The 22,099-nt window shown below is 67.7% G+C and carries 18 protein-coding genes and 1 tRNA gene; 9 read left to right on the plus strand and 10 right to left on the minus strand.

The window, feature by feature from the left end; all coding sequences use genetic code 11:
• Positions 1-18 precede the first annotated feature (18 nt).
• Positions 19-1,254: a cardiolipin synthase ClsB gene (gene clsB, locus AAAZ40_RS08670; protein WP_476659991.1), complete on the minus strand. Its 1,236-nt coding sequence runs from the start codon at positions 1,252-1,254 to the stop codon at positions 19-21.
• Entirely contained in the window at positions 1,251-1,982 is a 732-nt protein-coding gene (locus tag AAAZ40_RS08675) for an endonuclease/exonuclease/phosphatase family protein (protein ID WP_476659992.1), read from the minus strand. The genes clsB and AAAZ40_RS08675 overlap by 4 nt, the downstream gene beginning before the upstream one ends.
• Positions 1,983-2,288: 306 nt before the next feature.
• Between AAAZ40_RS08675 and AAAZ40_RS08680 the strand changes: the two genes are divergently transcribed.
• The 8 genes from AAAZ40_RS08680 (at position 2,289) to fliS (ending at position 12,566) form a co-directional block, all read left to right on the plus strand.
• A complete protein-coding gene (locus tag AAAZ40_RS08680) occupies positions 2,289-3,140 on the plus strand; it encodes a flagellin N-terminal helical domain-containing protein (protein WP_476659993.1) in 852 nt (283 codons plus the stop codon).
• Between the two features lie 224 nt (positions 3,141-3,364).
• Positions 3,365-4,822: a flagellar filament capping protein FliD gene (fliD, locus tag AAAZ40_RS08685; protein WP_476659994.1), complete on the plus strand. Its 1,458-nt coding sequence runs from the start codon at positions 3,365-3,367 to the stop codon at positions 4,820-4,822.
• Between the two features lie 183 nt (positions 4,823-5,005).
• Positions 5,006-5,869: a flagellin N-terminal helical domain-containing protein gene (locus AAAZ40_RS08690; protein WP_476659995.1), complete on the plus strand. Its 864-nt coding sequence runs from the start codon at positions 5,006-5,008 to the stop codon at positions 5,867-5,869.
• Between the two features lie 68 nt (positions 5,870-5,937).
• Positions 5,938-9,630, plus strand: coding sequence for a glycosyltransferase (locus tag AAAZ40_RS08695; protein ID WP_476659996.1), 3,693 nt, complete (start codon positions 5,938-5,940; stop codon positions 9,628-9,630).
• A gap of 117 nt (positions 9,631-9,747) precedes the next feature.
• Positions 9,748-10,080, plus strand: a complete 333-nt coding sequence (locus AAAZ40_RS08700) for a hypothetical protein (protein WP_476659997.1) — start codon at positions 9,748-9,750, stop codon at positions 10,078-10,080.
• 88 nt (positions 10,081-10,168) lie between these two features.
• Positions 10,169-10,750 carry a GNAT family N-acetyltransferase gene (locus AAAZ40_RS08705; protein WP_476659998.1) on the plus strand — a complete coding sequence of 194 codons (582 nt, stop codon included), beginning with the start codon at positions 10,169-10,171 and terminating at the stop codon, positions 10,748-10,750.
• Positions 10,747-11,877, plus strand: coding sequence for a dTDP-4-amino-4,6-dideoxygalactose transaminase (rffA, locus tag AAAZ40_RS08710; RefSeq protein ID WP_476659999.1), 1,131 nt, complete (start codon positions 10,747-10,749; stop codon positions 11,875-11,877). The genes AAAZ40_RS08705 and rffA overlap by 4 nt, the downstream gene beginning before the upstream one ends.
• A 131-nt stretch (positions 11,878-12,008) precedes the next feature.
• Positions 12,009-12,566, plus strand: a complete 558-nt coding sequence (fliS, locus tag AAAZ40_RS08715) for a flagellar export chaperone FliS (RefSeq protein WP_476660000.1) — start codon at positions 12,009-12,011, stop codon at positions 12,564-12,566.
• Positions 12,567-12,622: 56 nt separating this feature from the next.
• Here the strand turns inward: fliS and AAAZ40_RS08720 are convergent.
• The 6 genes from AAAZ40_RS08720 to tolB all read right to left on the minus strand — a co-directional run bounded on the left by AAAZ40_RS08720 (position 12,623) and on the right by tolB (position 17,799).
• Positions 12,623-12,698 (minus strand) — tRNA-Lys (locus tag AAAZ40_RS08720).
• A gap of 96 nt (positions 12,699-12,794) precedes the next feature.
• Positions 12,795-13,628, minus strand: coding sequence for a tRNA threonylcarbamoyladenosine dehydratase (locus tag AAAZ40_RS08725; RefSeq protein WP_476660001.1), 834 nt, complete (start codon positions 13,626-13,628; stop codon positions 12,795-12,797).
• 79 nt (positions 13,629-13,707) lie between these two features.
• The gene (locus tag AAAZ40_RS08730) at positions 13,708-14,817 is read right to left on the minus strand and encodes a YeeE/YedE family protein (protein WP_476660002.1); all 1,110 of its coding nucleotides are present in this window, start codon (positions 14,815-14,817) and stop codon (positions 13,708-13,710) included.
• Between the two features lie 114 nt (positions 14,818-14,931).
• Positions 14,932-15,789, minus strand: coding sequence for a tol-pal system protein YbgF (gene ybgF / locus AAAZ40_RS08735; protein WP_476660003.1), 858 nt, complete (start codon positions 15,787-15,789; stop codon positions 14,932-14,934).
• A gap of 1 nt (position 15,790) precedes the next feature.
• Complete coding sequence (pal, locus tag AAAZ40_RS08740; protein WP_476660004.1) at positions 15,791-16,426, minus strand: peptidoglycan-associated lipoprotein Pal; 636 nt, start codon at positions 16,424-16,426, stop codon at positions 15,791-15,793.
• Positions 16,427-16,464: 38 nt separating this feature from the next.
• On the minus strand, positions 16,465-17,799 hold the full coding sequence (gene tolB / locus AAAZ40_RS08745) for a Tol-Pal system beta propeller repeat protein TolB (protein WP_476660005.1): 1,335 nt from the start codon (positions 17,797-17,799) through the stop codon (positions 16,465-16,467).
• 222 nt (positions 17,800-18,021) lie between these two features.
• Between tolB and msbA the strand changes: the two genes are divergently transcribed.
• Positions 18,022-19,812 (plus strand): lipid A export permease/ATP-binding protein MsbA, encoded by a 1,791-nt coding sequence (msbA, locus tag AAAZ40_RS08750; protein ID WP_476660006.1) that lies wholly within the window; start codon positions 18,022-18,024, stop codon positions 19,810-19,812.
• Between the two features lie 40 nt (positions 19,813-19,852).
• Here msbA and AAAZ40_RS08755 read toward each other — a convergent pair whose 3' ends face one another.
• Together AAAZ40_RS08755 and AAAZ40_RS08760 are read right to left on the minus strand one after the other, a co-directional pair.
• A complete protein-coding gene (locus AAAZ40_RS08755) occupies positions 19,853-21,424 on the minus strand; it encodes an Rne/Rng family ribonuclease (RefSeq protein ID WP_476660007.1) in 1,572 nt (523 codons plus the stop codon).
• 41 nt (positions 21,425-21,465) lie between these two features.
• Entirely contained in the window at positions 21,466-22,095 is a 630-nt protein-coding gene (locus AAAZ40_RS08760; protein WP_476660008.1) for a Maf family protein, read from the minus strand.
• Between the last annotated feature and the right edge of the window lie 4 nt (positions 22,096-22,099).

Genomic DNA, 22,099 nt, shown 5'->3' on the forward strand with positions numbered 1-22,099 from the left:
ATCCTATCAGCTTCACACCTAGTAGCGGTAGCCGCCCAAATAAAGCAGGGCGCGCATAAGGCCAAACGCCACCCGATCCAGCAGCCGTTGCTGCCACGGGCGGCTGGCCAAGCGCAGCGCATCGACGCGTTCGCCCGCGTGCGCCATCAACTCGGCCAAGCGCTCGCGCAGCAAGCTGGCAAAGGCCGCGTCGCGCGTGACCACGTTGGCCTCGCGCGTGAGCAGCAGGCTCACCGGGTCGAGGTTGGTCGAACCCACCGTGGCCCAGCGCTGGTCCACCACCGCCACCTTGGCATGCAAGGAGCTGGGCGCATATTCGAAAATCTCGATCCCGGCCGCCAGCAACTGGTGATAGACCGGGCGCGCCGCGTGGTATTGCAAAAAGCGCTCGTACTTGCCGTGCAGCAGCAGCCGCACCCGCACCCCGCGCTGGGCCGCGCGCACCAGCGCCCGGCGCAGCCGCCGCCCGGGAATGAAGTAGGCGTTGGCGATCACGATCTCGCTGCGCGCCAGTTCGATCGCGGCCAAGTAGGCGCGCTCGATGTCGTGCCGGTTGCGCACGTTGTCGCGCAGCAAGAACGCGGCCGCCGCACCGTTGACCGACTGCTCCAGTTGCGGCCGCCCAGGGTGCACCGCGTGCTCCCACCACGGCCAGGGCTCGGACTGCGGCATGCCGGCGCGCAGCGCCTGCCAGGCGGCCCGAAAGGCGTGCCGGCGCGCCGCACTCAGCGCCTGCAGCCGCCACCAAAGCTGCTCCATCGCCTCTTGCATATCGTCCAGCAACGGGCCGCTGACCTGCAGCGCGTAGTCGAGCCTGGGGGCGCTCAGGCGCCCGAGCACCACGTCGTCGCGGTCGTCGATCAGGTTGATGCCGCCGCAAAATCCCAGCACGCCATCGACGATGCACAGCTTGCGGTGCAGGCGGCGCCAGTTGCGCGGCAGCAGCAGCCCGATGGGCCCCAAGGGCCGATAAACGCGCCACTGCACCCCGGCCGCTTCGAGCCGGGCGCGCCACTCAGGCGGCGGTTTGGGCGTGCCGAAGGCGTCGGTCACCAGCCGCACCGTGACCCCGCGCTGCGCCGCGCGCTCGAGCGCCTGCGCCACCTGCAGCGCATCGTGCGCGAACTCGAAAATGTAGGTTTCCACGTGCACCAGGTGCTGCGCACGGTCGATGGCCAGCGCCATGGCCGCAAACAGCGCTGCACCGCCTTCGAGCAGGCGCAACCGGTGACCGCTGCGCATGGGGTGCTTCATGGCCAACCCAGTTCGGCAATCAGCGGCAGGTGGTCCGACATGCTGCGCCAGGCCTTGCCGTGCGGCACCTGCGCGTGCAGCAGGCGCAGGCCGCGCACATACACCCGGTCCAGGTACAGCAGCGGCAGCCGGGCCGGGAAGGTGGGCAGGCGAATGTCCTCGAAGGTGTGCAGGCCCAACAGCGCCATGGGCTTGTGCAGGCGCTGGTCCCAGTCGTTGAAATCGCCCGCCACCACCAGCGCCTCATGGTCCGGCACGTGCTGCTGCACGAAGCGCCCCAGCGCCTGCACCTGGCGCGCGCGGCTGGCCGGAATCAGGCTCAGGTGCACCACCACCACATGCACCGGGCGCTGCTGCACCTGCAGCGTGGCGTGCAGCATGCCGCGGCGCTCGAAGCGCAGGTCGGTCACGTCGTGGTGGCCGTGGCCCAGCACCGGCCAGCGGCTCAGCAGCGCGTTGCCGTGCTCGCCGTGGCGCGTGACCACGTTGCTGCGGTAAATGGCCTCGTAGCCTTCGGGCGCCAAAAAATTGGCTTGGTCGCCGGCGGGCCAGTGGGCAAAGGCGCGCTGCATCTTGCGGTTGAGGCCGCGCACCTCCTGCAGGCAGACCAGATCGGCGTCGAACTGCTCGACCGCGTGCACCAGGTTGTGGATTTCGAGCCGGCGCGCCGGGCCCAGCCCTTGTACGCCCTTGTGGATGTTGTAGGTGGCAACGCGCAGCGAGTTCATGTGCCTATCATGCCAGCAAACTCATGCCAGCAAACTCATGCCAGCAAGCCCTGCTGCAGCGCGGGGGCAGGCTGCGGCCCTTGGGCTGGGCGCCCTGCGGGGTCGGGCGTTGGCGGGTTCAAGTTCTGGATGCAAGCCGCGCCGGGCGCAAGAATATTTGCGACTGCGCACTCAAGTTTGCGCGCCCGCACCCGAAAACCCACATAACGGACTTGCACAGGGGTTCGTCGTCAAGCCAGCATGGGGTTGGTTTTGACCCTCCGGCCCAGCCGGAGTGATTCGTCACTGCTTCCAAGGAGCTGCATCATGGTCATGTCCATCAACACCAACGTCAACTCGCTCACCGCGCAACGCAACGCCATGGCCACGCAAAACTCGCTGGCCGTCTCGATGCAACGGCTCTCGTCGGGCTTGCGCGTCAACAGCGCCAAGGACGACGCCGCCGGCTTGGCCATTGCCGAGCGCATGAACGTCCAGGTGCGCGGCATGAACGTCGCCATTCGCAACGCCAACGACGGCATCTCGCTGGCGCAAACCGCCGAGGGCGGCTTGGCCACCATGGCCGACATGCTGCAGCGCATGCGCGAGCTGGCGGTGCAGTCGATCAACTCCACCAACACCTCGGCCGACATCAATGCGCTGAACCAGGAATTCACCCAGTTGCGCGACGAAGTCAACCGCACCATGAGCGCCGTGCAGTTCAACGGCACCAGCCTCTTTACCACCACCGCCAGCTTCGACTTCCAGGTGGGCGCCAATTCGGGCCAGACCATCACCATTGCGGGTACCGCAATCAACCTCGCTGCCACAGGTGGCGGCATGTCGGGTGTGACGCAAGGGACCGGCGCTGCCTCTGGCCTCAATACCACCGCCAACTCGGCCAACGCAGCCGTGCTGACCACGCTCGATACCGCGATTGCCACCATCAACACCACCCGCGCCACCCTGGGTGCCGTGCAAAGCCGGTTCGAAAACACCATCAGCTACCTGCGTGGCGCGGTCGAGAACCAAGCTGCAGCCCGTGGCCGCATCATGGACGCCGACTTTGCCGCCGAAACCGCGAACCTGAGCCGCACGCAAATTCTGCAGCAGGCTGGCACCGCCATGATCGCGCAGGCCAACCAGTTGCCGCAAGGCGTGCTGGCCCTGCTGCGCTGAAGGGGCGCGGGCGCATCAGCTCAAGGCTTGATCGGGGCCGGCTGGCAACAGCCGGCCTTGGCGCTTGTTGCGCGCCAGCGCCAAGCTGGCCGGCTGGCCTTGGACGCCAGTCGGCAAAACTGAGCTTGGAGCCAGCCCCTTTTTCGACTTGGCCACGGCGGCAGGAACTGCTATAAACAAGCGTTGGCGCCCCCTTCGCCTCAACCTCCCTGCAGGAGTGCACCATGGCCCTCTCATCTCCCGGCATCGGCAGCGGCCTCGATGTCAACGCCATCGTCAACCAGTTGGTGGCGCTGGAGCGGCGCCCGATCCAGCAACTGCAAACCCTGGCCAGCGGCCTGCAGACGCGCATTTCGGCCTACGCCAGCGTGCGTTCCGACCTTGCCGCCCTGCAAGACGCCGCCAACCGCCTGCTCGACCCGGGCCTGTGGGGCACGCGCAGCTTCAGCTCCAGCAACGCCCAGGCCGTCGGCGGCAGCGCGGCGGCTTCGGCCCTGGTGGGCAACTTCTCGGTGCAGGTGGCAAGGTTGGCGCAAACCCAGGGCGCGGTCAGCAGCGCGCGCGCCATCGACACGCCCCTGGGAGCCGACGGCACGCTCGACATCCGCGTCGGCACCTGGAGCGGCAACGCCTTTGCCGGCGGCGCAGCGGTGTCGGTGGCGGTGCAGGCCGCTGACACCTTGACCACGCTGGCGCAGCGCATCAACAGCACCCCGAACGTGGGCGTGAGCGCCTTGGTGGTGCGCAGCGGCGGGCAGGAACAGCTCTTGTTGCGCAGCAGCAACACCGGAGCCGCAGCGGGTTTTGAGGTGCGCGCGCGCGACGCCGGCGGCGCTCCCGTGACCGACGGCACCAGCGCCCTGGGCGCCCTGAACCACTTCCACAGCGGCACAACACTGGTGGGCATGAGCCGCACCCAAGACGCGCTCGACGCCCAGTTCAGTCTCGACGGCATTGCGCTCAATTCGCCCACCAACACCGTGCGCGACCCGGTGCCCGGCATCACGCTCAACCTGCTCGCCCCCACCACGCCCAGTCTGCCCGGCAGCCCAGCCACGGCGGCGCAGGTATCGGTGCAAGAAAACAACACCGTGGTGCGCGAAGCGATTGAAGCTTTTCGCAGCGCCTTCAACCGCATCCAGTCCACCCTGGCCAACCTGACCCGGGTGGACCCTGCCGGGCGCAACAATGGCCCGCTGCAAGGCGACGCCACCGCCATCGGGCTGCAGAACATGCTGCGCCAGATGGTCGGCAGCCCGGGCGGGCCGGCAGGCGCGGCCTTGGGCCGACTGAGCGACATGGGACTGCAACTGCAGCGCGACGGCAGCCTGAGCGTCAACAGCGCCCGGCTCGACGCCGCACTGCAAAACCCCAGCGGCCTGCGCAGCTTGCTCGCCGATGTGGCCAGCGGCTCCAACCCGCCTGGCGTGGCGCGGCGCATTCGCGACTTTGCGCTCGCCGCCAACGGCATCGACGGCGCCGTCACCGGGCGCAACAACGCCTTGCAAGCTGCGGTCGAGCGCAAGCAGGACCGCATCGAACAGATGGAAGAACGCGTGGCGCGCACCCGCGCCAACCTGCTGGCGCAGTACAGCCGACTCGACACCTCGCTGGGCGCCATCAACGGCCTGGGTGCCTTCGTCAACCAGCAACTGGCGCAGTGGAACCGCAGCAGCGGCTGATGGCATAGCGGCGCGCACAAGCGCACAAATACCCCGCGAGTGCCCCGTTTATCGGGGCTTTGTGTTGCTTGCGGCTGGCCACAATTGCTCCAACACCCGGTGAGTCTGGTTGCAGCGGCAACCGCTTCCAGCCGAGTGGATTGAACCCTCAAGCCTCAATCGCAATTCCACCGGAGCATCCCCATGGCCATGACCATCAACACCAACGTCATGTCGCTCAATGCGCAGCGCAACACCGTCAATACCCAGAACCAGATGGCGACGACGATGCAGCGCCTCTCATCGGGCCTGCGCGTCAACAGCGCCAAGGACGACGCTGCTGGCCTAGCCATTGCCGAACGCATGAACACCCAGGTGCGCGGCATGAATGTCGCCATCCGCAACGCCAACGACGGCATCTCGCTCGCGCAGGTAGCGGAAGGCGGCTTGGCCACCATGGCCGAAATGCTGCAACGCATGCGCGAGCTCGCCGTGCAAGCCATCAACTCCACCAACACCACCGGCACCGACGGCGACCTGGGGGCGCTGAACCAGGAGTTCACGCAGTTGCGCGAAGAAGTCAACCGCACCATCAACGCGGTGCAGTTCAACGGCACCAACCTCTTTACCACCACCGCCAGCTTCGACTTCCAGGTGGGGGCCAATTCGGGCCAGACGATCACCATTGCCGGCACGGCGCTCAACATCAACGCCAGCACCGGCGGCATGTCGGGTGTGACGCAAACCACCGGGGTGGCATCGAGCCTGAACACCTCTGCCAACTCGGCCAACGCCGCCGTCCTGACGGCGCTGGATTCGGCCATCGGCACCATCAACGCCACCCGCGCCACGCTGGGTGCGGTGCAAAGCCGGTTCGAAAACACCATCAGCTACCTGCGCACTGCAGTGGAAAACCAGGCCGCCGCGCGTGGGCGCATCATGGATGCCGACTTTGCCGCCGAAACCGCCAACCTGAGCCGCACACAAATCCTGCAACAGGCCGGAACCGCTATGATCGCGCAAGCCAACCAGATTCCGCAGGGTGTGCTGCGGCTGTTGCAAGGCTGAAGATGGTCAATCTGCACTAATCTCATGCCGGTGCGGGGCGCTGGCCGATCATCTGGATGCACGAACCCATGAAAAAAACGCTGGCTCGCTTGCTCGATCTTCCCACCAGTGCGTCCAGCTACCGTGTATCAGCCCATCCCTATTACATCGTCGCGCCCGACTACGCCGAAAGCTCGGCGGGCGTGCGCTTGCTGCACGAGTTGTGCAGCCTGCTCAACCAGATCGGCTATCCGGCTTACATTGCTGCGGCGCGCACCGACGGCACGCTGTGGACGCCGCAACTGACACCGGCCATCAAGCTGGCACACTGGCAGGCGCACAAGGTGCCGATCGTGGTCTATCCCGAGGTATCGGCCAGCCACGCCATGGAACTGGGTCTGCCGGTTCGATTTTTGCTCTACTATCCCGGCGTACACGGCGGCCCCAAATCCTTCGACGCCGACACGCTGGTGTTCAAACTCGGTGCCGACGTGCTCTACCCCGGCGGGCACGGCCTGGAACTGCCAACCATCAAGACCGAGCTGTTTTGCCCCCCCCAGGAGCCCAAGCCACGCGACCGGGTGCTCTACTACTACAACCGCTACAGCGGCAAAGTGCGCGATTTCGGCCCCAACGCAACCGAAATATCACCTAAAAAACCCAAAACCCTGGCCGAAACGGCGGCACTCTACCAAAGCGCCAGCGTGCTCTACTGCTACGAATACTCCACCGCGGCGCAGGAGGCGCGGCTGTGCGGCTGCCCAGTGGTGTACCTGCCCAACCCAGAGTCCTTGCCCAAGCTTGACCCGATCATCGGCTTCTGGGGCATGAATGGCGTCGCTTGGGGCGACGAACCGGAAGCCGTGCTGCAAGCGCGTGCCAGCGTGCATCTGTTTGCCAGCGATTACGCCCAGCGCCTGGCCCACTGGCACCAAGACGTGCTGCACTTCGTAGAAAGCACCCAATCCGCCGCCGCCGCCCTGCCCTTCGAGCGCGCCTGGCCCCAAGCCACCCTCGACCGCCTGCCCGGCGTTTACACCACCGCCACCGACCTGGCGGCGCGCGCCGACCGCCTGCACTGGCAGACCCTGCACAAGCAGTACGCCCAGTGGTGCCAGCGCAGCTCGCTGCGTGAGATCGACGCCGACATTTACGCCGAGCACCTGGCCGCAGGCCGGGTGCAGCCGCTGAGCGTGGTCATCGACCAGCGCGGTGCCGGCACCGACGCGCTGGCCGACACGCTCGACAGCCTGAGCCAATGCCTGGGCCAGCCTGCGGCGCTGCACATCGTGGCGCACGAACCGGCGCCAGCGGCCCTGACCGACGCCCCCGGCGTTGCCTGGCACCAGCTGGCGGCTGGCGGGTCTTTGGCGGCACTGGAGCTGCACAGCGCCTGGACGCTGCTGCTGCGCAGCGGCACCCGCTTGAGCCCGCGCGCTCTGATCGAATGGGGTCTGGCACCGGCGCAGTTCCCCCAAGCCGTGCTCATCTACGCCGACGAAGACCTGCAACACCCCGACGAGCAGCAGCGCTACCCGTTTTTCAAACCCGACGCCAACGTCGAGCTGCTGCGCTGCATCAATTACCTTGGCCCGGCCGTGGCGCTGCACACCGAGGTCTGGCAGCAACTCGGCGCACCCCTGCCCGGTGCCGAGCTGTACGCTGCCGCGCTGGCGCTGCTGCAGCAGCACGGCCGCGCGGCGCTGGGCCACATCAGCACCGTGCTGGCGCACGCCGCACCGGACGCAGCTTGCGCCGCCCAGGAAGCGCGCGAGTTCGACGCCGTGCAGGCGCTGCTCGTGCCCAGCGTGGCTTCGCGCCTGCAACCCCTGCCGCGCCTGGGCACCTGGCTGCCCGAGCACGCGCTGCACGGCCAGCCACAGGTCTCGCTGGTGGTGCCCAGCGGCTTGCAGACCGGTTATCTGCGCAGCCTGCTGCAAGCCACGGCCAAACTCGACGACCTGCCCCTGCATGAAGTGATCGTGGTCTGCCAGCAGGCACAGGCCGACGAAGTGGCGCTCGCTTGCGCGGGCAGCGTGCGCGTGCCCCTGCACTGCGTCACCCTGCCCGATGGCGAATACCAACACGCCGCCGCACTCAACGCCGGCGTGGCGCGTGCCAGCGGCGAGTTCGTACTGATCTGCGACGACGACACCGAGGCGCTGCACGCCGGCTGGCTGGCGCGGCTGGTGGCGATCGCGCAGCAAAGCGACGTCGGTCTGGTGGCTCCGCGCCTGCTATCGTCCAAAGACCGCGACCCCAAGGTGGTGGGCGGGCCGGTGCTGCTGGGCATCCATGGGCTGGCGGCGAGCTACTGTGGCCAGGAGCAGTGGCTAGACGAAGCCGGCGTCTATTCGCGCCTGCAACTGACGCAGGACTGCAGCGCCGTGGCCGGCCACTGCTTCGTGCTGCGCAAAGCGCACTGGGAGCGCGTGGGCGGCCTGCGCGCCGAGCGCTATCCGCTCTACTTGCCGGTGCTCGACCTGTGCCTGCGCCTGAGCGCGCTCGGGCTGCGCCACGTCTGGACGCCCTTGAGCAACTGGGTACACCACGGCGGCAAGACGCTCGAGCAGCGCCGCCACGACATCCACGACAAGGTGCGCCTGATCGATCAGGAACTGGCCGAACGCCAGCAGTTGCTCGCCGACTGGGCCGCCGAGCTGGCGCACGACCCCCACTACAACCGGCAGCTGTCGCTGCTCAAACCCTTTGACATCGAAGCCGACATCGTGATCGACTGGAACCCGCAGCGGCGCGACCGGCCGCGGGTGCTGGCGCTGCCGCTGCGCAGCGGGGCCGGCCAGTACCGGGTGGTCGAACCGCTCAACGCGCTCCAGGACGCCGGACTGGTGCAAAGCTGCGTCGTCATGCCCTTGCCCGGCGGCGCCAGCCGGGTGCTGCAGCCGCTCGAACTGCGCCGTGCCGAACCCGATCTGCTGGTGCTGCAGCACTCGGTGGACGACGCGCAGCTCAACCAGGTGCGCCACTACAAAAGCACCGCTCCAAACATACCGATCGTGCAGATGGTCGATGACCTGTTGGGCGAAGTGCCCGAGAAACACCCCAACCGCGTGTTCCAGAGCCGCGAAGGGCACCAGCGCATGGTGCAAGCCTTGCGCGCCAGCGACCGACTGATCGTCACCACAGAAGCTTTGCAAAAGCACTACGGCCAGTACCTGAGCGATGTGCGGCTGGTGCCCAACAGCCTCGACACCCAGTGGTTTGGGCTCGAACCCAAACGCAACCCGCCCGGAGCGCGGCTGCGCATCGGCTGGGTCGGGGCCGGCCAGCACCAGGGCGATCTGGAGCTGATCGAGCCCATCGTAGCCGAGTTTGCATCCGAGGTTGACTGGGTGTTTATGGGCATGTGCACCGACGGCATCCGGCCCCACCTCAAAGAGTTTCATGGCTTCGTCTCGATCGCCGACTACCCGGCCAAAATGGCCAGCCTGGGGCTGGACATCGCCATCGCGCCGCTCGAAGACAACCTGTTCAACCGCTGCAAGAGCAACCTGCGCCTGCTCGAATACGGCGCCATGGGCTGGGCGGTGGCGTGCTCCGATGTCGCCACTTACCGCACCGATGAGCCTCCGGTGCTGCGCTGCGCCAGCCTCGACGACTGGCGTGCCGCCCTGCGCCGGCTCATCGACCAGCCCGACGAACGCGCCCGCCTGGGCGCTGCCTTGCACCTCTGGGTGCAGCGCAACTACGCCTTGCGCGGCTTGCAGCAGCGCTGGTTCGAAGCCTTGTTTGCCCCCACTCCTGAGGCCCCACAGCCATGAAAGTCTGCCAATGCGACCGCCAGTATTTTTACCAGATCTTGGGCGTGGCATTTACGGCACTGAAACAACTGCCACGATTAGATCTATATCGACGCCAACCACCAATACGAGTGGATTTTGCGCGATCTGCTGGAGTGGAGCGAGCTGTGCGCGCCCGACGGCGTGCTCATGCTCAACGACTGCTGCCACAGCCCGGCCGGGGTGCGACAGAACCTGGGCGTGCTCGAGGCCGTGGGCGCCTTTGTCAAGCGCAGCCCATTCATCCCGGTGCTGCTGACCCACACCGATTGGTCTGACCTTGTCCTGTGCCGCAGTGCCGGCGTCATGGAGCTTTTGCTCGACCAAGTGGTGCGCAGCATCGACTTGCGCTACGTCGAGGTGCCGCACCAGCTCCTGCCGGCGGCGCGTGTGGTTCAATCGGCCCATGGCATCAACATCAGCTTCAAGTGAACCCATACCCTGGGCACGCCCCACCCCTTGGGACGCTTTGATTCTGGGCTGCCCGACTTTTGAGCTCTGCGATGCAAATGCCACCACCTTGCTGCGCGCCTCGCAGCAGCCGGGCCACTACACGGTGCGCGTCGATCCGCTGGCCTGCACCCAAGAATTGCACAGCCACGGTTTTTACTACTGCGACACGCTGATCGAGCCCTACTGCCGGCCCGATTGGCTGCGCGAGCATCCCCACCCAGAGGTCGGTTTGCTGCCCCACCCCCCCCTGAACGAACTGTTGGCGATCGCCAGCGGGGCTTTTGTCCATGGCCGCTTTCACCGCGACCCCCGCATCGGCCGCGCGCAGGCCGAGGCACGTTACGCTCGGTGGCTCGAGCAACTGCACGCCAGCGGCAAAGTCTGGGGCCTAACCTGGCAGCAGGACTTGCAGGCCTTTATTGCAGTTGAGGGCAACCAATTGGTGCTGCATGCCACGGCCAACCATGCACGCGGCCAAGGCAAATCGAAATTCCTTTGGTCAGCTTTGTGTCGCCTGCTCTTCGAGCGTGGCCACGCTGAGGTGCGCAGCTCGATTTCGGCCAGCAACCTTGCCGTGCTCAATCTCTATGCCTCCCTCGGATTCAAGTTCCGCCATGCACAAGACATCTACCACCGCCTGACGCCATGAACATTCCGTTCAACAAACCCTACATGACAGGCAAGGAGCTGTACTACATTGCCGAGGCCCATTTCAACGGCAAACTCGCCGGCGACGGCCCCTTTACCCGGCGCTGCCACGAGTGGCTCGAACAGCGCACCGGCACGCGCAAGGCGCTGCTGACGCATTCATGCACCGCGGCACTCGAGATGGCGGCGCTGCTGCTCGATCTGGCCCCGGGCGATGAAGTCATCATGCCGTCCTACACCTTTGTTTCGACCGCCAATGCCTTTGTGCTGCGCGGCGCAACGCCGGTATTCGTTGACATTCGGCCCGACACCCTCAATATCGACGAGACGCTGATCGAAGCGGCCATTACACCGCGCACCCGGGCCATTGTCGTCGTGCATTACGCGGGTGTGGGTTGCGAGATGGACGCCGTCATGGCCATAGCCCAGCGCCACGGTTTGTTCGTGGTAGAAGACGCCGCACAGGGGCTGATGGCCAGCTACCGCGGCCGCGCCCTGGGCTCGATCGGGCATCTGGGTTGCCTGAGCTTTCACGAAACCAAGAACATCATCTCGGGCGAAGGCGGAGCCTTGCTGGTGAACGACCCGCGCTGGCTGGAGCGGGCCGAAATCTTGCGTGAGAAAGGCACCAACCGCAGCCAGTTCTTTCGCGGCGAAGTGGACAAATACACTTGGTGCGACGTCGGGTCGAGCTTTTTGCCGGGCGAGTTGGTAGCGGCTTTTCTGTGGGCACAGATGCAGGAAGCCGACCGCATCACGGCGCAGAGGCTGGAACTCTGGCAGCGCTACGACCGTTTTTTTTCGGCCGCCAGCCGCTCGCTGCGCTTCGATCGCCCCTATGTGGCACCGCACTGCCAGCACAACGCCCACATGTACGCCATCCGCCTGCGCGACCTGGAGCAGCGCAGCGCTTTCATCGGGCAGCTCAAGCAGCAAGGCATACACAGCGTGTTTCACTATGTGCCGCTGCATTCAGCCCCGCTCGGCCAGCGCCTGGGGCGGTGTGTGGGCACGCTGGAAACCACGCAGCGCGAGTCCGAGCGCCTGGTGCGTTTGCCACTGTGGCTGGGGCTGGAGGCGCAACTCGAGCATGTGCTGGCTGCGATCGATGGCTTCGTTGCCGAATGAGGCTGCCGCCCTTGGACGCCAAGCGCGCGCCTTCACCAGCTCAGGCACCGGCCGGAACTGGCCTGGGCTCAAGTTGCACCAGCTCGCGGCCGATATAAGGGCATCACCACTGCTTGCCCCAGGTCAGCTCCATGAACCCAGCCGCCCACCGCTCTGCCCGTGCCTATGCCAGCGTCGGATTCGAGAGCCGCGCCGACGGCAGCGGCCCGCACGAGGTCGTCACCCTGCTGTTCGAGGGCCTGCTCGAGCGCATCCAGCTGAGCAAGCTGGCGCTGGAGCAGCGCGATGTGGACAACAAAATCCGCCACATCAACAAGGCCCTGCAGATTCTGGGCGAGGGCCTGCGCACGCACCTCGACACCAAGGCCGGCGGTGAGCTGGCACAGCAGCTCGACAGCCTCTACGCCTACTGCTCGGTGCGCCTGCTGGATGCCAACGCGCACAACGACGCCGCCGCGCTCGACGAAGTGCACGGCTTGCTCAAACCGGTGGCCGACGCCTGGCGCGAATGCCGGCCGCCATCCGGGGCACCAGGAGCCCATGCGTTTGCCGCAGCGGCAGCGCCAGCCAGCGCCAGCCCTGCCAAGAATGAGACGGCCACCTACCCACCCAACCCTGCACCCAGCTATGGTTCCGGGCGCAGTGGCGGCTCGAGCTTGGGTGGGGCGCTGCTGCGCTACGCTGCGTAAGCGACAGGCAGGCAAAGCCGCCAGAAGCGAAGGTTTCTGGCGGCTTTTCTGTATTTTGGTAGGTCGTGCAGGATTCGAACCTGCGACCAACGGATTAAAAGTCCGCTGCTCTACCAACTGAGCTAACGACCCACTCTGCTTGACAACGCCGATAACCAACGCCGCCAAGCCTCGCATTATATCCTGTTTTTTAGCCTTTGCGGCCTGTTTTTGTGTAGCGGGCTGCGCTTATCGGGTTCGGGCTTGCTTGCGCCCAGGGTCTTTCGCCCCAGACGTCCGCACTTCCCCCGCCAAACGCTCCAGCACCCATGAGGCCGCCGCCATGCCAAAGCCCGCCGTCACCGCCACGCTGGAGCCGTAACCGTGGCAGTTGAGGCTGCCGTCGCCTGCACCCTGCACACCGCAGGCAGGGTCGGGTGGGGCCACGGGTTCGCGGCTGAACACGCAGGCCAGCCCCATCGGCCCGCGCGCGGCTGCGGCACGGACACGGCGCAGACTGGAGCGCAGCCGGGCCAGCAGCGGGTCGTGGGTGACGGCGGACAAATCGGCGATCTCGATGCGCTGCGCCTGCCGCTTGCCACCGGCGGCGCCGCAGGTGATGAAGTGCGGCCGGGCTTGCAAGGCCCAAGCCGCCAGCGCTTCCTTGGCGCTGCGCTGGTCGCAGGCGTCGATCAGGGCCTGTGGCAAGCCGTTGCGGTCCTCGATCTGCTGCCGCAGCGCGCCCCAGTTGGCGGGCGTGACGAACTCGTCCAGCGCGTGCACCTGCGCGGCCGGGTTGATCTGGGCGATGCGCTGCTGCATGGCCTGCACCTTGGACTGCCCCAGGGTGCCGTTGAGGGCGTGCAGCTGGCGGTTGACGTTGGACTCGGCCACGTGGTCGAGGTCGATCAGCGTCAGACGCCCGACGCCGCTGCGCGCCAGCGCCTCGGCCGCCCACGAACCCACGCCCCCGATGCCGACCACCACCACATGGGCATCAAAAATGCGCTGCGCCCCAGCGGCACCGTAGAGGCGGCGCAAGGCGCCAAAACGGCGCTCGAAGCCCTCGAAAGGCTCAGCCACAGCAGGCCTCTGTTCGGGGGTCGAAGGCTGGGCAACTGCGGGCTCGAGGAGCGCGGGCTCGATGGCCAGCGGCGCGGTTTCAGCCACGCTCGAGCAGCCAGATCTGGAAACGCAGCCCGCCCACCGCCCCCAGGCCAATGCCCGCCACAGCGATCAGGCTGCCCAGGCTCAGGGTCGAGAGGCCCGAGAGGCCCTGCCCGATGGTGCAGCCCATCGCCGTCACGCCGCCCACCCCCATGCACACGGCGCCGACCAGGTGCAAGGCGGTGTCCTGGGTGCTGCGAAAGCCCTCCCAGTAAAAGCCGCGGCTCAGCAACGCATAAGCCAAGGAACCCAGCACCACCCCCAGCACCGACACCACCCCGAGGGTGAGGACCCTGGAGGCGTCGCTGAAAAAAATCAGCCACTGGAGCGCGTAGGCCATGGGCGCAGTGAAGGTGAGCGACTCCATGACGCCGGTGTTGGTGGCCAGAAACACTGGATCCAGCGTCTCGGGGTGCTCGGGGACGAAGGCCAGCACGCCCGTGACCCACCACAGCGCCACCACCGTGGCACCGATGCCGATTCCGGCCAGGCAGTTGTCGGGCGAGGAACGAAAATCACGGCTGGCCAGCGCCCAGACGATCAGGGCCACGCCGACCAGCCCGGCCAGCCCCAGCGCCGCACCCGGCGCGCCCCACAGCCCCGCCAGCCACAGGGGCAAGGCGCTGCTGCCATCCAGATCCAGCGCCACCTGATCGATGGTCTGGTGGCGCAGCACCGCCGTCACGCCACTCAGGGTGGCGTAGGCTGCAAAACCCATGACGAAGAAAACCACCAGCGATTTGAGGTTGCCGGCGCCGATGCGCACCAGCGTCTTGCTGCCGCAACCCGATGCCAGCACCATGCCAAAGCCAAACATGGCCCCACCGACGAGGGCCGACAGCCACAGCACCCGGCTGCCGCCGTAGATGGTTTGCGTCGGATCGATCCAGCCCAGCGCCGCCATGCCATAAAAGCCGAGCATGGCGACACCGGCCGCCATGCCCCACATGCGCAGGCGCGTCCAGTCGCCCATGTTGACGACATCGCTGATGGCGCCCATGGTGCAAAAATGGGTGCGCTGGGCCAGGGCGCCAAACACGAAAGCGACCGCAAAGGCGGCCCACAGCACAAGGCTGGCTTGCGCTTGGAGATCAGACATTTCCATGGCCAGCGATTGTAGTGGCCCCAGCATTTGCCTGCCTATTTGCGGCCCCCGACCGGGCCCAGGCTGCGACGCAGGCCGTGAACCCTACACGGCAGGCGCGCAAGGCCAATCCGCTCAGCGCAGCCGCGCCAGCCGCTCGCGCGCCACGGCGGCGGCTTCGGTGTTGGGGTGCGCCTGGATCAGCTCTTGCAGGGCAGCTCGGGCGGCCCGGTTGTCGCGCTGCGCGATGTGCGCATTGGCGATGCCGAGCAAGGCGTCGGGCACCCGCGGGTGGCGCGGCGAAGCAGCGATCATGCGCCTGAAGGTTTCGACGGCTGCGGCGTGCTGGCGCGCCGCATACTGCGCGTTGCCCTGCCAATACAGGGCCGGCACCACGTAGCCGCTGCGCGGAAACTGCGCCACCACCTCGCCAAACAGGCGTGCTGCGCGCTCAAACTCGGAGGCGCGCAGCACCACCATGGCGGCGTCGAAAGCCTGCACCTCTTCGGGCCGCGCCTGAAACTCCACCCCCTCGACGGTGACGGTGAGCGGCTCCAGCGGACGCAGGCGCTGGTCGAGCTGTCCCTGCCAGTCGCGCTGCAAATCGCGCTGCTGGCGCTGCAGCTCGGCCACCAGGTGCGCCAGGCGCTCGTTGTGCCCGCGCAGTTCGGCCAATTCGCGGCGCAGGGCGTCGTTTTGCGCCCCGATCTCGACCAGATTGCGGCGCAGACCCAGCAGTTCTTCGTCGAAGCGCTGGATGAGCTCGGTTTGCTGCTGCCGCAACTGCTGTTGCTGCTGCTGCTGGGCTTGGGTGGCTTGCTCGGCCGTCACCCGGTTGGCCTCGACGCGCTCGCGCAGATCGATGATCGCACGTCGGGCCTGGTCGTCGCCGCCAAACAGCTGCGCCTGCGCCGGCAAGGCCGCAGCCAGCAGCGCCAGCAGCAGACCCCATGCGCCCAGACGGGCGCCAGCAAAGGTGGAACGTGCAGGCATGTCAGCGATAAACCAGTTCGACGCGGCGGTTCTGGCTGTGCGCGGCTTCGTCGGTGCCGGCACTGGCCGGTTTTTCTTCGCCAAAGCTGACCGCCTCCATCTGCGCGTCCTGCACCCCCATCAGGGCGAGCGAGCGGCGCACCGCTTCGGCGCGCTTTTGGCCCAGCGCGAGGTTGTATTCGCGGCCACCGCGCTCGTCGGTGTGGCCTTCGAGCGCCACGCGGCGCTGGCGGTCGGCCGCCAGAAAGCGCGCGTGCCCTTCGAGCAGGGGAATGAATTCGGCGCGCACGGTGTATTGGTCGAAATCAAAAAACACCAAGCGCGCCAGGTGCGCCGGCGGCTGCCCAATGGCGGTGGTGCCAGCCTGCACCGGGGCCACGGCGCGCTGATCCACCGCTGCCGCCCCTGGCGGCGCAACAGCCGGTGCCGCCGGCGCGACCCCGATCTGCTGCACCGGCACGGCGGTGCGGTCTTGCACCGGCACGTCTTCGGCCAAATTGACATTGGAGCCGCAAGCGGCCAACAGCAGGGCGGCGCACAGCACGGTGGCGGCCTGGAGCGTGCGCGTGAGCGGCTGGGGATGCAAACCGGCGCGCTTGACTGCGCTGCCGAACAGGGGGCCAAAGAGTGATTGCATGGTGGTCTTGTAGATGAAAATGGGTGAATTCGAAGCCCTTAGCGCTGGAACGGGCCCCAGTCGGGCTCGCGGATGCCGCCCGGCGCGCTGGCCAGCCGGGTCTTGATGCGGCCATCGAGCGAGGTGGTCATCAGCACTTCCCGGCCTTGGGCCTGGGTGGCGTACATGATCAGGCGGCTGTTGGGCGCAAAACTGGGGCTTTCGTCGGCGCTGGTGTCGGTCAAGGGGGTGATGCGGCCGTTGGCAAGCTCCATCACGCAGACCCGAAACGCGCCACCGATGCGCGCGATGTAGGCCAACCAGCGGCCGTCGGGGCTGACGGCCGGCGAGATGTTGTAGTTGCCCTCGAAGGTGATGCGGGTCGTGTCGGCACCGGCAGGGGTCATGCGGTAGATCTGCGGCGAGCCGCCGCGGTCGCTGACGAAATACACCCAGCGCCCGTCGGGGGTAAAGGCCGGTTCGGTCTCGATGCCGCTGGTCTGGGTGATGCGCTGCGGCTGCCCGCCACCGGCGGCGTCGATGGCAAAAATCTGCGACGCGCCGCCAAAGGTGAGCGTGGCCAGCAACCGGCGCCCGTCGGGCGACCACGCCGGGGCGCTGTTGGAGCCGCGAAAGCCGGCCAGCAAGCGGCGGCGCCCAGTGGCCACTTCGTGGGTGTAGATGACCGGTCGGCGCGCCTCGAACGACACATATGCCAGCTGTTGCCCATTGGGCGACCAGGCCGGCGAGATGATCGGTTCGGCGCTGGCCAAGGCGGTCTGGGCGTTTTCGCCGTCGGCATCGGCCACCCACAGGTTGTGGCGCTCGCCGTGGCGCGAGATGTAGGCGATGCGGGTGGCAAAAACCCCCGGGTCGCCGGTCAGGCGCTCATAGACGAAATCGGACAGGCGGTGCGCCGCCAGCCGCAGGTCGCTGGCGGGCACGGGGAAGCTCAGGCCCCCGAGGTCTTGCGCCCGCACCACGTCCCAGAGCCTGAAGCGCACATCAAAGCGCCCATCGGCCAAGCGGTTCACACTGCCGGTGATGAGCGCATCGACGCCGGCGGCGCGCCAAGGGGCCAAGTCGGGCCGGGCGGTTTCGTCGAGGATGGCGCTGCCCCCGGGCAGGGCACGCAGCTGGCCGCTGCGCTCGAGGTTGGCGCGCACGATCGCCGGCACATCTTGCGGCAGTCCGGTGGCCAGCCGAAACGGGGCGATGGCAAAAGGGATCTGCTGCAGGCCGACCCCGGTGACCTCGACTCGGAACTGCGCCTGTGCCGGCCCCCACGCACCCAAAGCCAAGCCGGCCCCGCCCAGCGCCGCCAAGGCCTGGAAACGGCGCCGACTCAGGCCGGCGGGTGTGGGAAAAGGCGTTTGCAAGAGTGACGGGTGCATGAATCAAGAAACAGAAACAGTGGAACGCGGCCGGGCTTTGCTGGCAGGCTGCCAGCGCCCCAGCCACCGGCGCATCAGACCGATAATAGCGGAAGTGCTGCGCTTCGTACCTGCTGGGTGAGGCCGCAGGCCCCTAAAGTTCCCCTGTTCGCCGCGCAGCCGGCGCGCTGCAGGCCAGGCCACGGCAGCGCTTGCTGCCCGCAGTTTTGACACGCACCGATCTTGCACGACCGCCCTGCCCCCGCCCACGAGGCCGCCCACACCGCCCCGACCGATGTCCGCTCCCTGGGCCAACGCCTGCTGCGGGTGTGGCCCTATTTCCGCGCGCACAAGGGGGCGCTGGGGCTGGCTTTTCTGGGCGCGCTCATCGCCGCGCTCACCGAGCCCGCGATCCCGGCGCTGCTGCAAATCCTGCTCGACGAAGGCTTTGTGGCCGGCAGCTTTCCGCTCTGGCTGGTGCCGGTGGCGCTGATGGGGCTGTTTGCCGTGCGCGGCCTGGCCACCTTTGCCGCCAAGTACGCGCTCAGCTACGTGGCGGCGGGGGCCTTGGTGCAGCTGCGCCGCGCCATGTTCGAGCGCCTCAACGACGCCGAACTGACGCTGTATGGCGAGCAAAGCGCCAGCAAGCTCTCCAACACCCTGGTCTATGAGGTGCAGACCGGGGCCCACTTGTTGGTCAACAGCGTGCTGACGCTGGTGCGCGATGTGCTCACCGTGATCGCGCTGCTGGCCTATCTGCTGTTCTTGAACTGGCAGCTGACGCTGATCGTGCTGGCGCTGTTTCCGCCGCTGGCCTGGGTGATGCGGGTGCTCTCCAAGCGCCTGTACCGCCTGACGCGCAGCAGCCAACTGGCCACCGACGAGCTGGCCTACGTGGTGGAAGAAAACGCGCTGGCGCACCGCGTGGTGCGGCTGCACGGGGCGCAGGGGCAGCAGACGCAGCGTTTCGAGCGGCTCAACCAGGTGCTGCGCCGGCTGGCGCTCAAGGCCACCGTGGCCGGGGCCGCCGTGGCTCCGCTGACGCAGATGCTGGCCGCCGCCGCGCTGTCCACGGTGATCATGATCGCGCTCTGGCAAAGTGCGACCAGCGGCGTGACGGTGGGCAGCTTCGTCGGCTTTGTCACCGCCATGCTGATGCTCATCAGCCCGATCCGCCAACTGGCCGACCTCGTGACCCCGATCACGCGCGGGCTGGCGGCGCTGGAGCGCGCGCTGGAGCTGATCGAGCACACCCCGGTGCAGCGCGGCGGCACGCACCGCACCGATCGCGCCGTCGGGCGCCTGAGCCTGGAGCAGGTGTGGGTGCAGTACGGCAGCAAAGACGACGCGGCGCTGCGCGGCATCAGCCTCGAGGTGGCGGCCGGTGAGGTGGTGGCGCTGGTGGGCCCCTCGGGCTCGGGCAAAACCACCTTGGCCAACTTGCTGCCGCGATTCGTCGAGGTCAGCGCCGGCACGGTGCGGCTCGATGCCGTGCCGCTGCCCGACTGGGATCTGGCCAGCCTGCGGCGCCAGTACGCCATGGTCAGCCAAGACGTGGTGATGTTCAACGACACCCTGGCGGCCAACGTGGCCCTGGGCGCCGAGTTTGACGAGGAACGGGTGCGCCAGGCGCTGGAGTCGGCCAACCTGGGCGAGCTGCTGCAGACCCTGCCGCAGGGCATGCACACCCCGGTCGGGCACAACGCCACCGAGCTCTCGGGCGGCCAGCGCCAGCGGCTGGCGATTGCGCGCGCGATCTACAAAGACGCACCCATCCTGATTCTGGACGAAGCCACCTCGGCGCTCGACAACGAATCCGAGCGCCTGGTGCAAGAGGCCCTGCAGCGGCTGATGCGCGGGCGCACCACGCTGGTGATCGCGCACCGGCTCTCGACCATCGAACACGCCGACCGGGTGCTGGTGCTGGCGCAGGGCCAGATCGTCGAGCAGGGCCGCCACGAGGCGTTGCTGGCCGCCAACGGCGTGTATGCGCGGCTGCACGCGCTCAGCCTGGGGGGCAAATGGTCGGAATGAGGTCTGACCCGGCGGCGCGGCTGGGCGCCACCCAAGCGCGCTACAGCAACACGATGTCGTACTGGTCGGGGCGCAGCGCGGCCTCGCTTTGCAGCGAAATCGGCTTGCCGATGAACTCGCTCAAGCCCGCCAGGTGCGCGCTTTCCTCGTCGAGCAAGAGCTCGATCACCGGTGCCGCCGCCACGATGCGAAACTCGCGCGGACTGAAAGCGCGGGCCTCGCGCAAAATCTCGCGCAGGATGTCGTAGCAGACGCTGCGCGCGGTCTTGACCCGACCGCTGCCGCCGCAAGCCGGGCAGCTTTCGCTCAGCATCTGCGCCAGCGACTCGCGGTTGCGCTTGCGCGTCATCTCCAGCAGCCCGAGCTGCGAAAACGCGCCGGTGTTGGTCTTGACGCGGTCGCGTGCCAGTTGCTTGCGCAGCTCGGTCAACACCGCCTCGCGGTGCGCCTCGCGCAGCATGTCGATGAAATCGACGATCACGATGCCGCCCAGGTTGCGCAGCCGCAGCTGGCGCGCAATGGCTTGCGTGGCCTCGAGGTTGGTGCGAAAAACGGTGTCGTCGAAGTTGCGCGCCCCGACGAATCCGCCGGTGTTGACGTCGATCGTGGTCAGCGCCTCGGTCTGGTCGATCACCAGGTAGCCGCCCGATTTGAGTTCGACCCGGCGCCCGAGCGCGCGCGCGATTTCTTCGTCGATCTGGTACAGATCAAAGATCGGGCGTTCGCCGCGGTAGTGGCCGATGCGCTCGAGCATGGCGGGCATGTAGGCGCGCGCAAACTGCTGCAACTGGGCAAACTGCTCGAGCGAATCGACCTGGATCGATTGCGTCTCGGCGCTGGCGAGGTCGCGCAGCACGCGCTGCAACAGGCTCAAATCCTGCTGCAACAGGCTGGGGGCGGGCAAGCGCGCCGCCGCCGCCTTGATGTGGGCCCAGATTTTGCGCAGGTAGGCCACGTCTTCGGCCAGTTCCTCGTCGCTGGCGTCTTCGGCGTTGGTGCGCAGGATGAAGCCGCCGCCCTCGCCCGCCGTGAGCGCTTGCAGGCGCTGGCGCAGGGCCTCGCGCTGCGCGGGCGGGATTTTTTGCGACACGCCCAGATGTTGATCCTGCGGCAAAAACACCAGCTGACGGCCGGCGACGCTGATCTGGGCCGTCAGGCGCGCGCCCTTGGAGCCGATCGGGTCCTTGAGCACCTGCACCAGCAGCGCCTGGCCCTCGAACAGCTGGCGCTCGATCGGCAGGGCGCCGTTGCCGGCCTCGGTGGGCGCTGCGGCCTGCTCGGTGGCTTCGGGCGTGGCGGGCGTGGCGGGCGCGGCTGGCAGCGCCGGCGCTGCGGCAGCGGCGGGCGTGGCCGGGCGTTCCTTGCCCAGATGGCGCGCGCTGATGTTGGGCAACAGGTCGGCCACGTGCAGAAAGGCGGCGCGCTCGAGCCCGATGTCGATGAACGCCGACTGCATGCCCGGCAGCACGCGCGCCACCTTGCCCAGATAGACGTTGCCCACCAGGCCGCGCTCGAGGGCGCGCTCGATGTGCACCTCCTGCACCGCGCCGTGCTCGACCACCGCCACCCGCGTCTCTTGCGGCGACCAGTTGATGAGGATGTCTTGGGTCATGGGGGGATTTTTGGTTGGGGGGCTGGGGGGCTGGCGGCGGCCTAGGGCAGCGCCAGACCGGCGGCGCGCAGCAGCTGCGCCGTTTCATAGGCCGGCAGCCCGACGATGCCGCTGTGGCTGCCGCTGATGCGCCGAATCCACTGGCTGGCGCGGCCCTGGATGGCGTAGGCCCCGGCCTTGCCCAGCGGCTCGCCGCTGGCCACGTAGCGCCCGATCTCGGCAGCGCTCCAGGGCGCGAACTCGACCGTGGAGCGGCTCAAGGCCTGCCAGACCTGGCCTTGGTGCGCCAGCGCCACGGCAGTGAGCACCCAGTGGCGCTGCCCGGCCAGGCGCTGCAGCATCTGCGCGGCCGCGGCGGCGTCGGCGGGTTTGCCGAAGATCTCGCGCCCGAGGGCGACCGTGGTGTCGGCGCACAACACCGGCCCCGGCGGCCAGCCCCGGCGCTCGAGCCGCTGCAGCGCCGCCTGCAGCTTGAGCCGGGTCACGCGCTGCACGTAGCGCGCCGGCGCCTCGTGCGGCCGCACGGCTTCCAGGGCCTCGAGGGCGTGCAAATCTGGCTCGGTCTCGGGCAGCAGCGGCTCGGCACGCCAGCCCCACTGCGCCAGCAGCTCGCGCCGGCGCGGGCTTTGCGAAGCCAGGTACAGCCAAGGGGCGGCAGCGTGGTCGGGCATCGGC

It is taken from the genome of Serpentinimonas sp. SMBJO2, assembly GCF_056341105.1.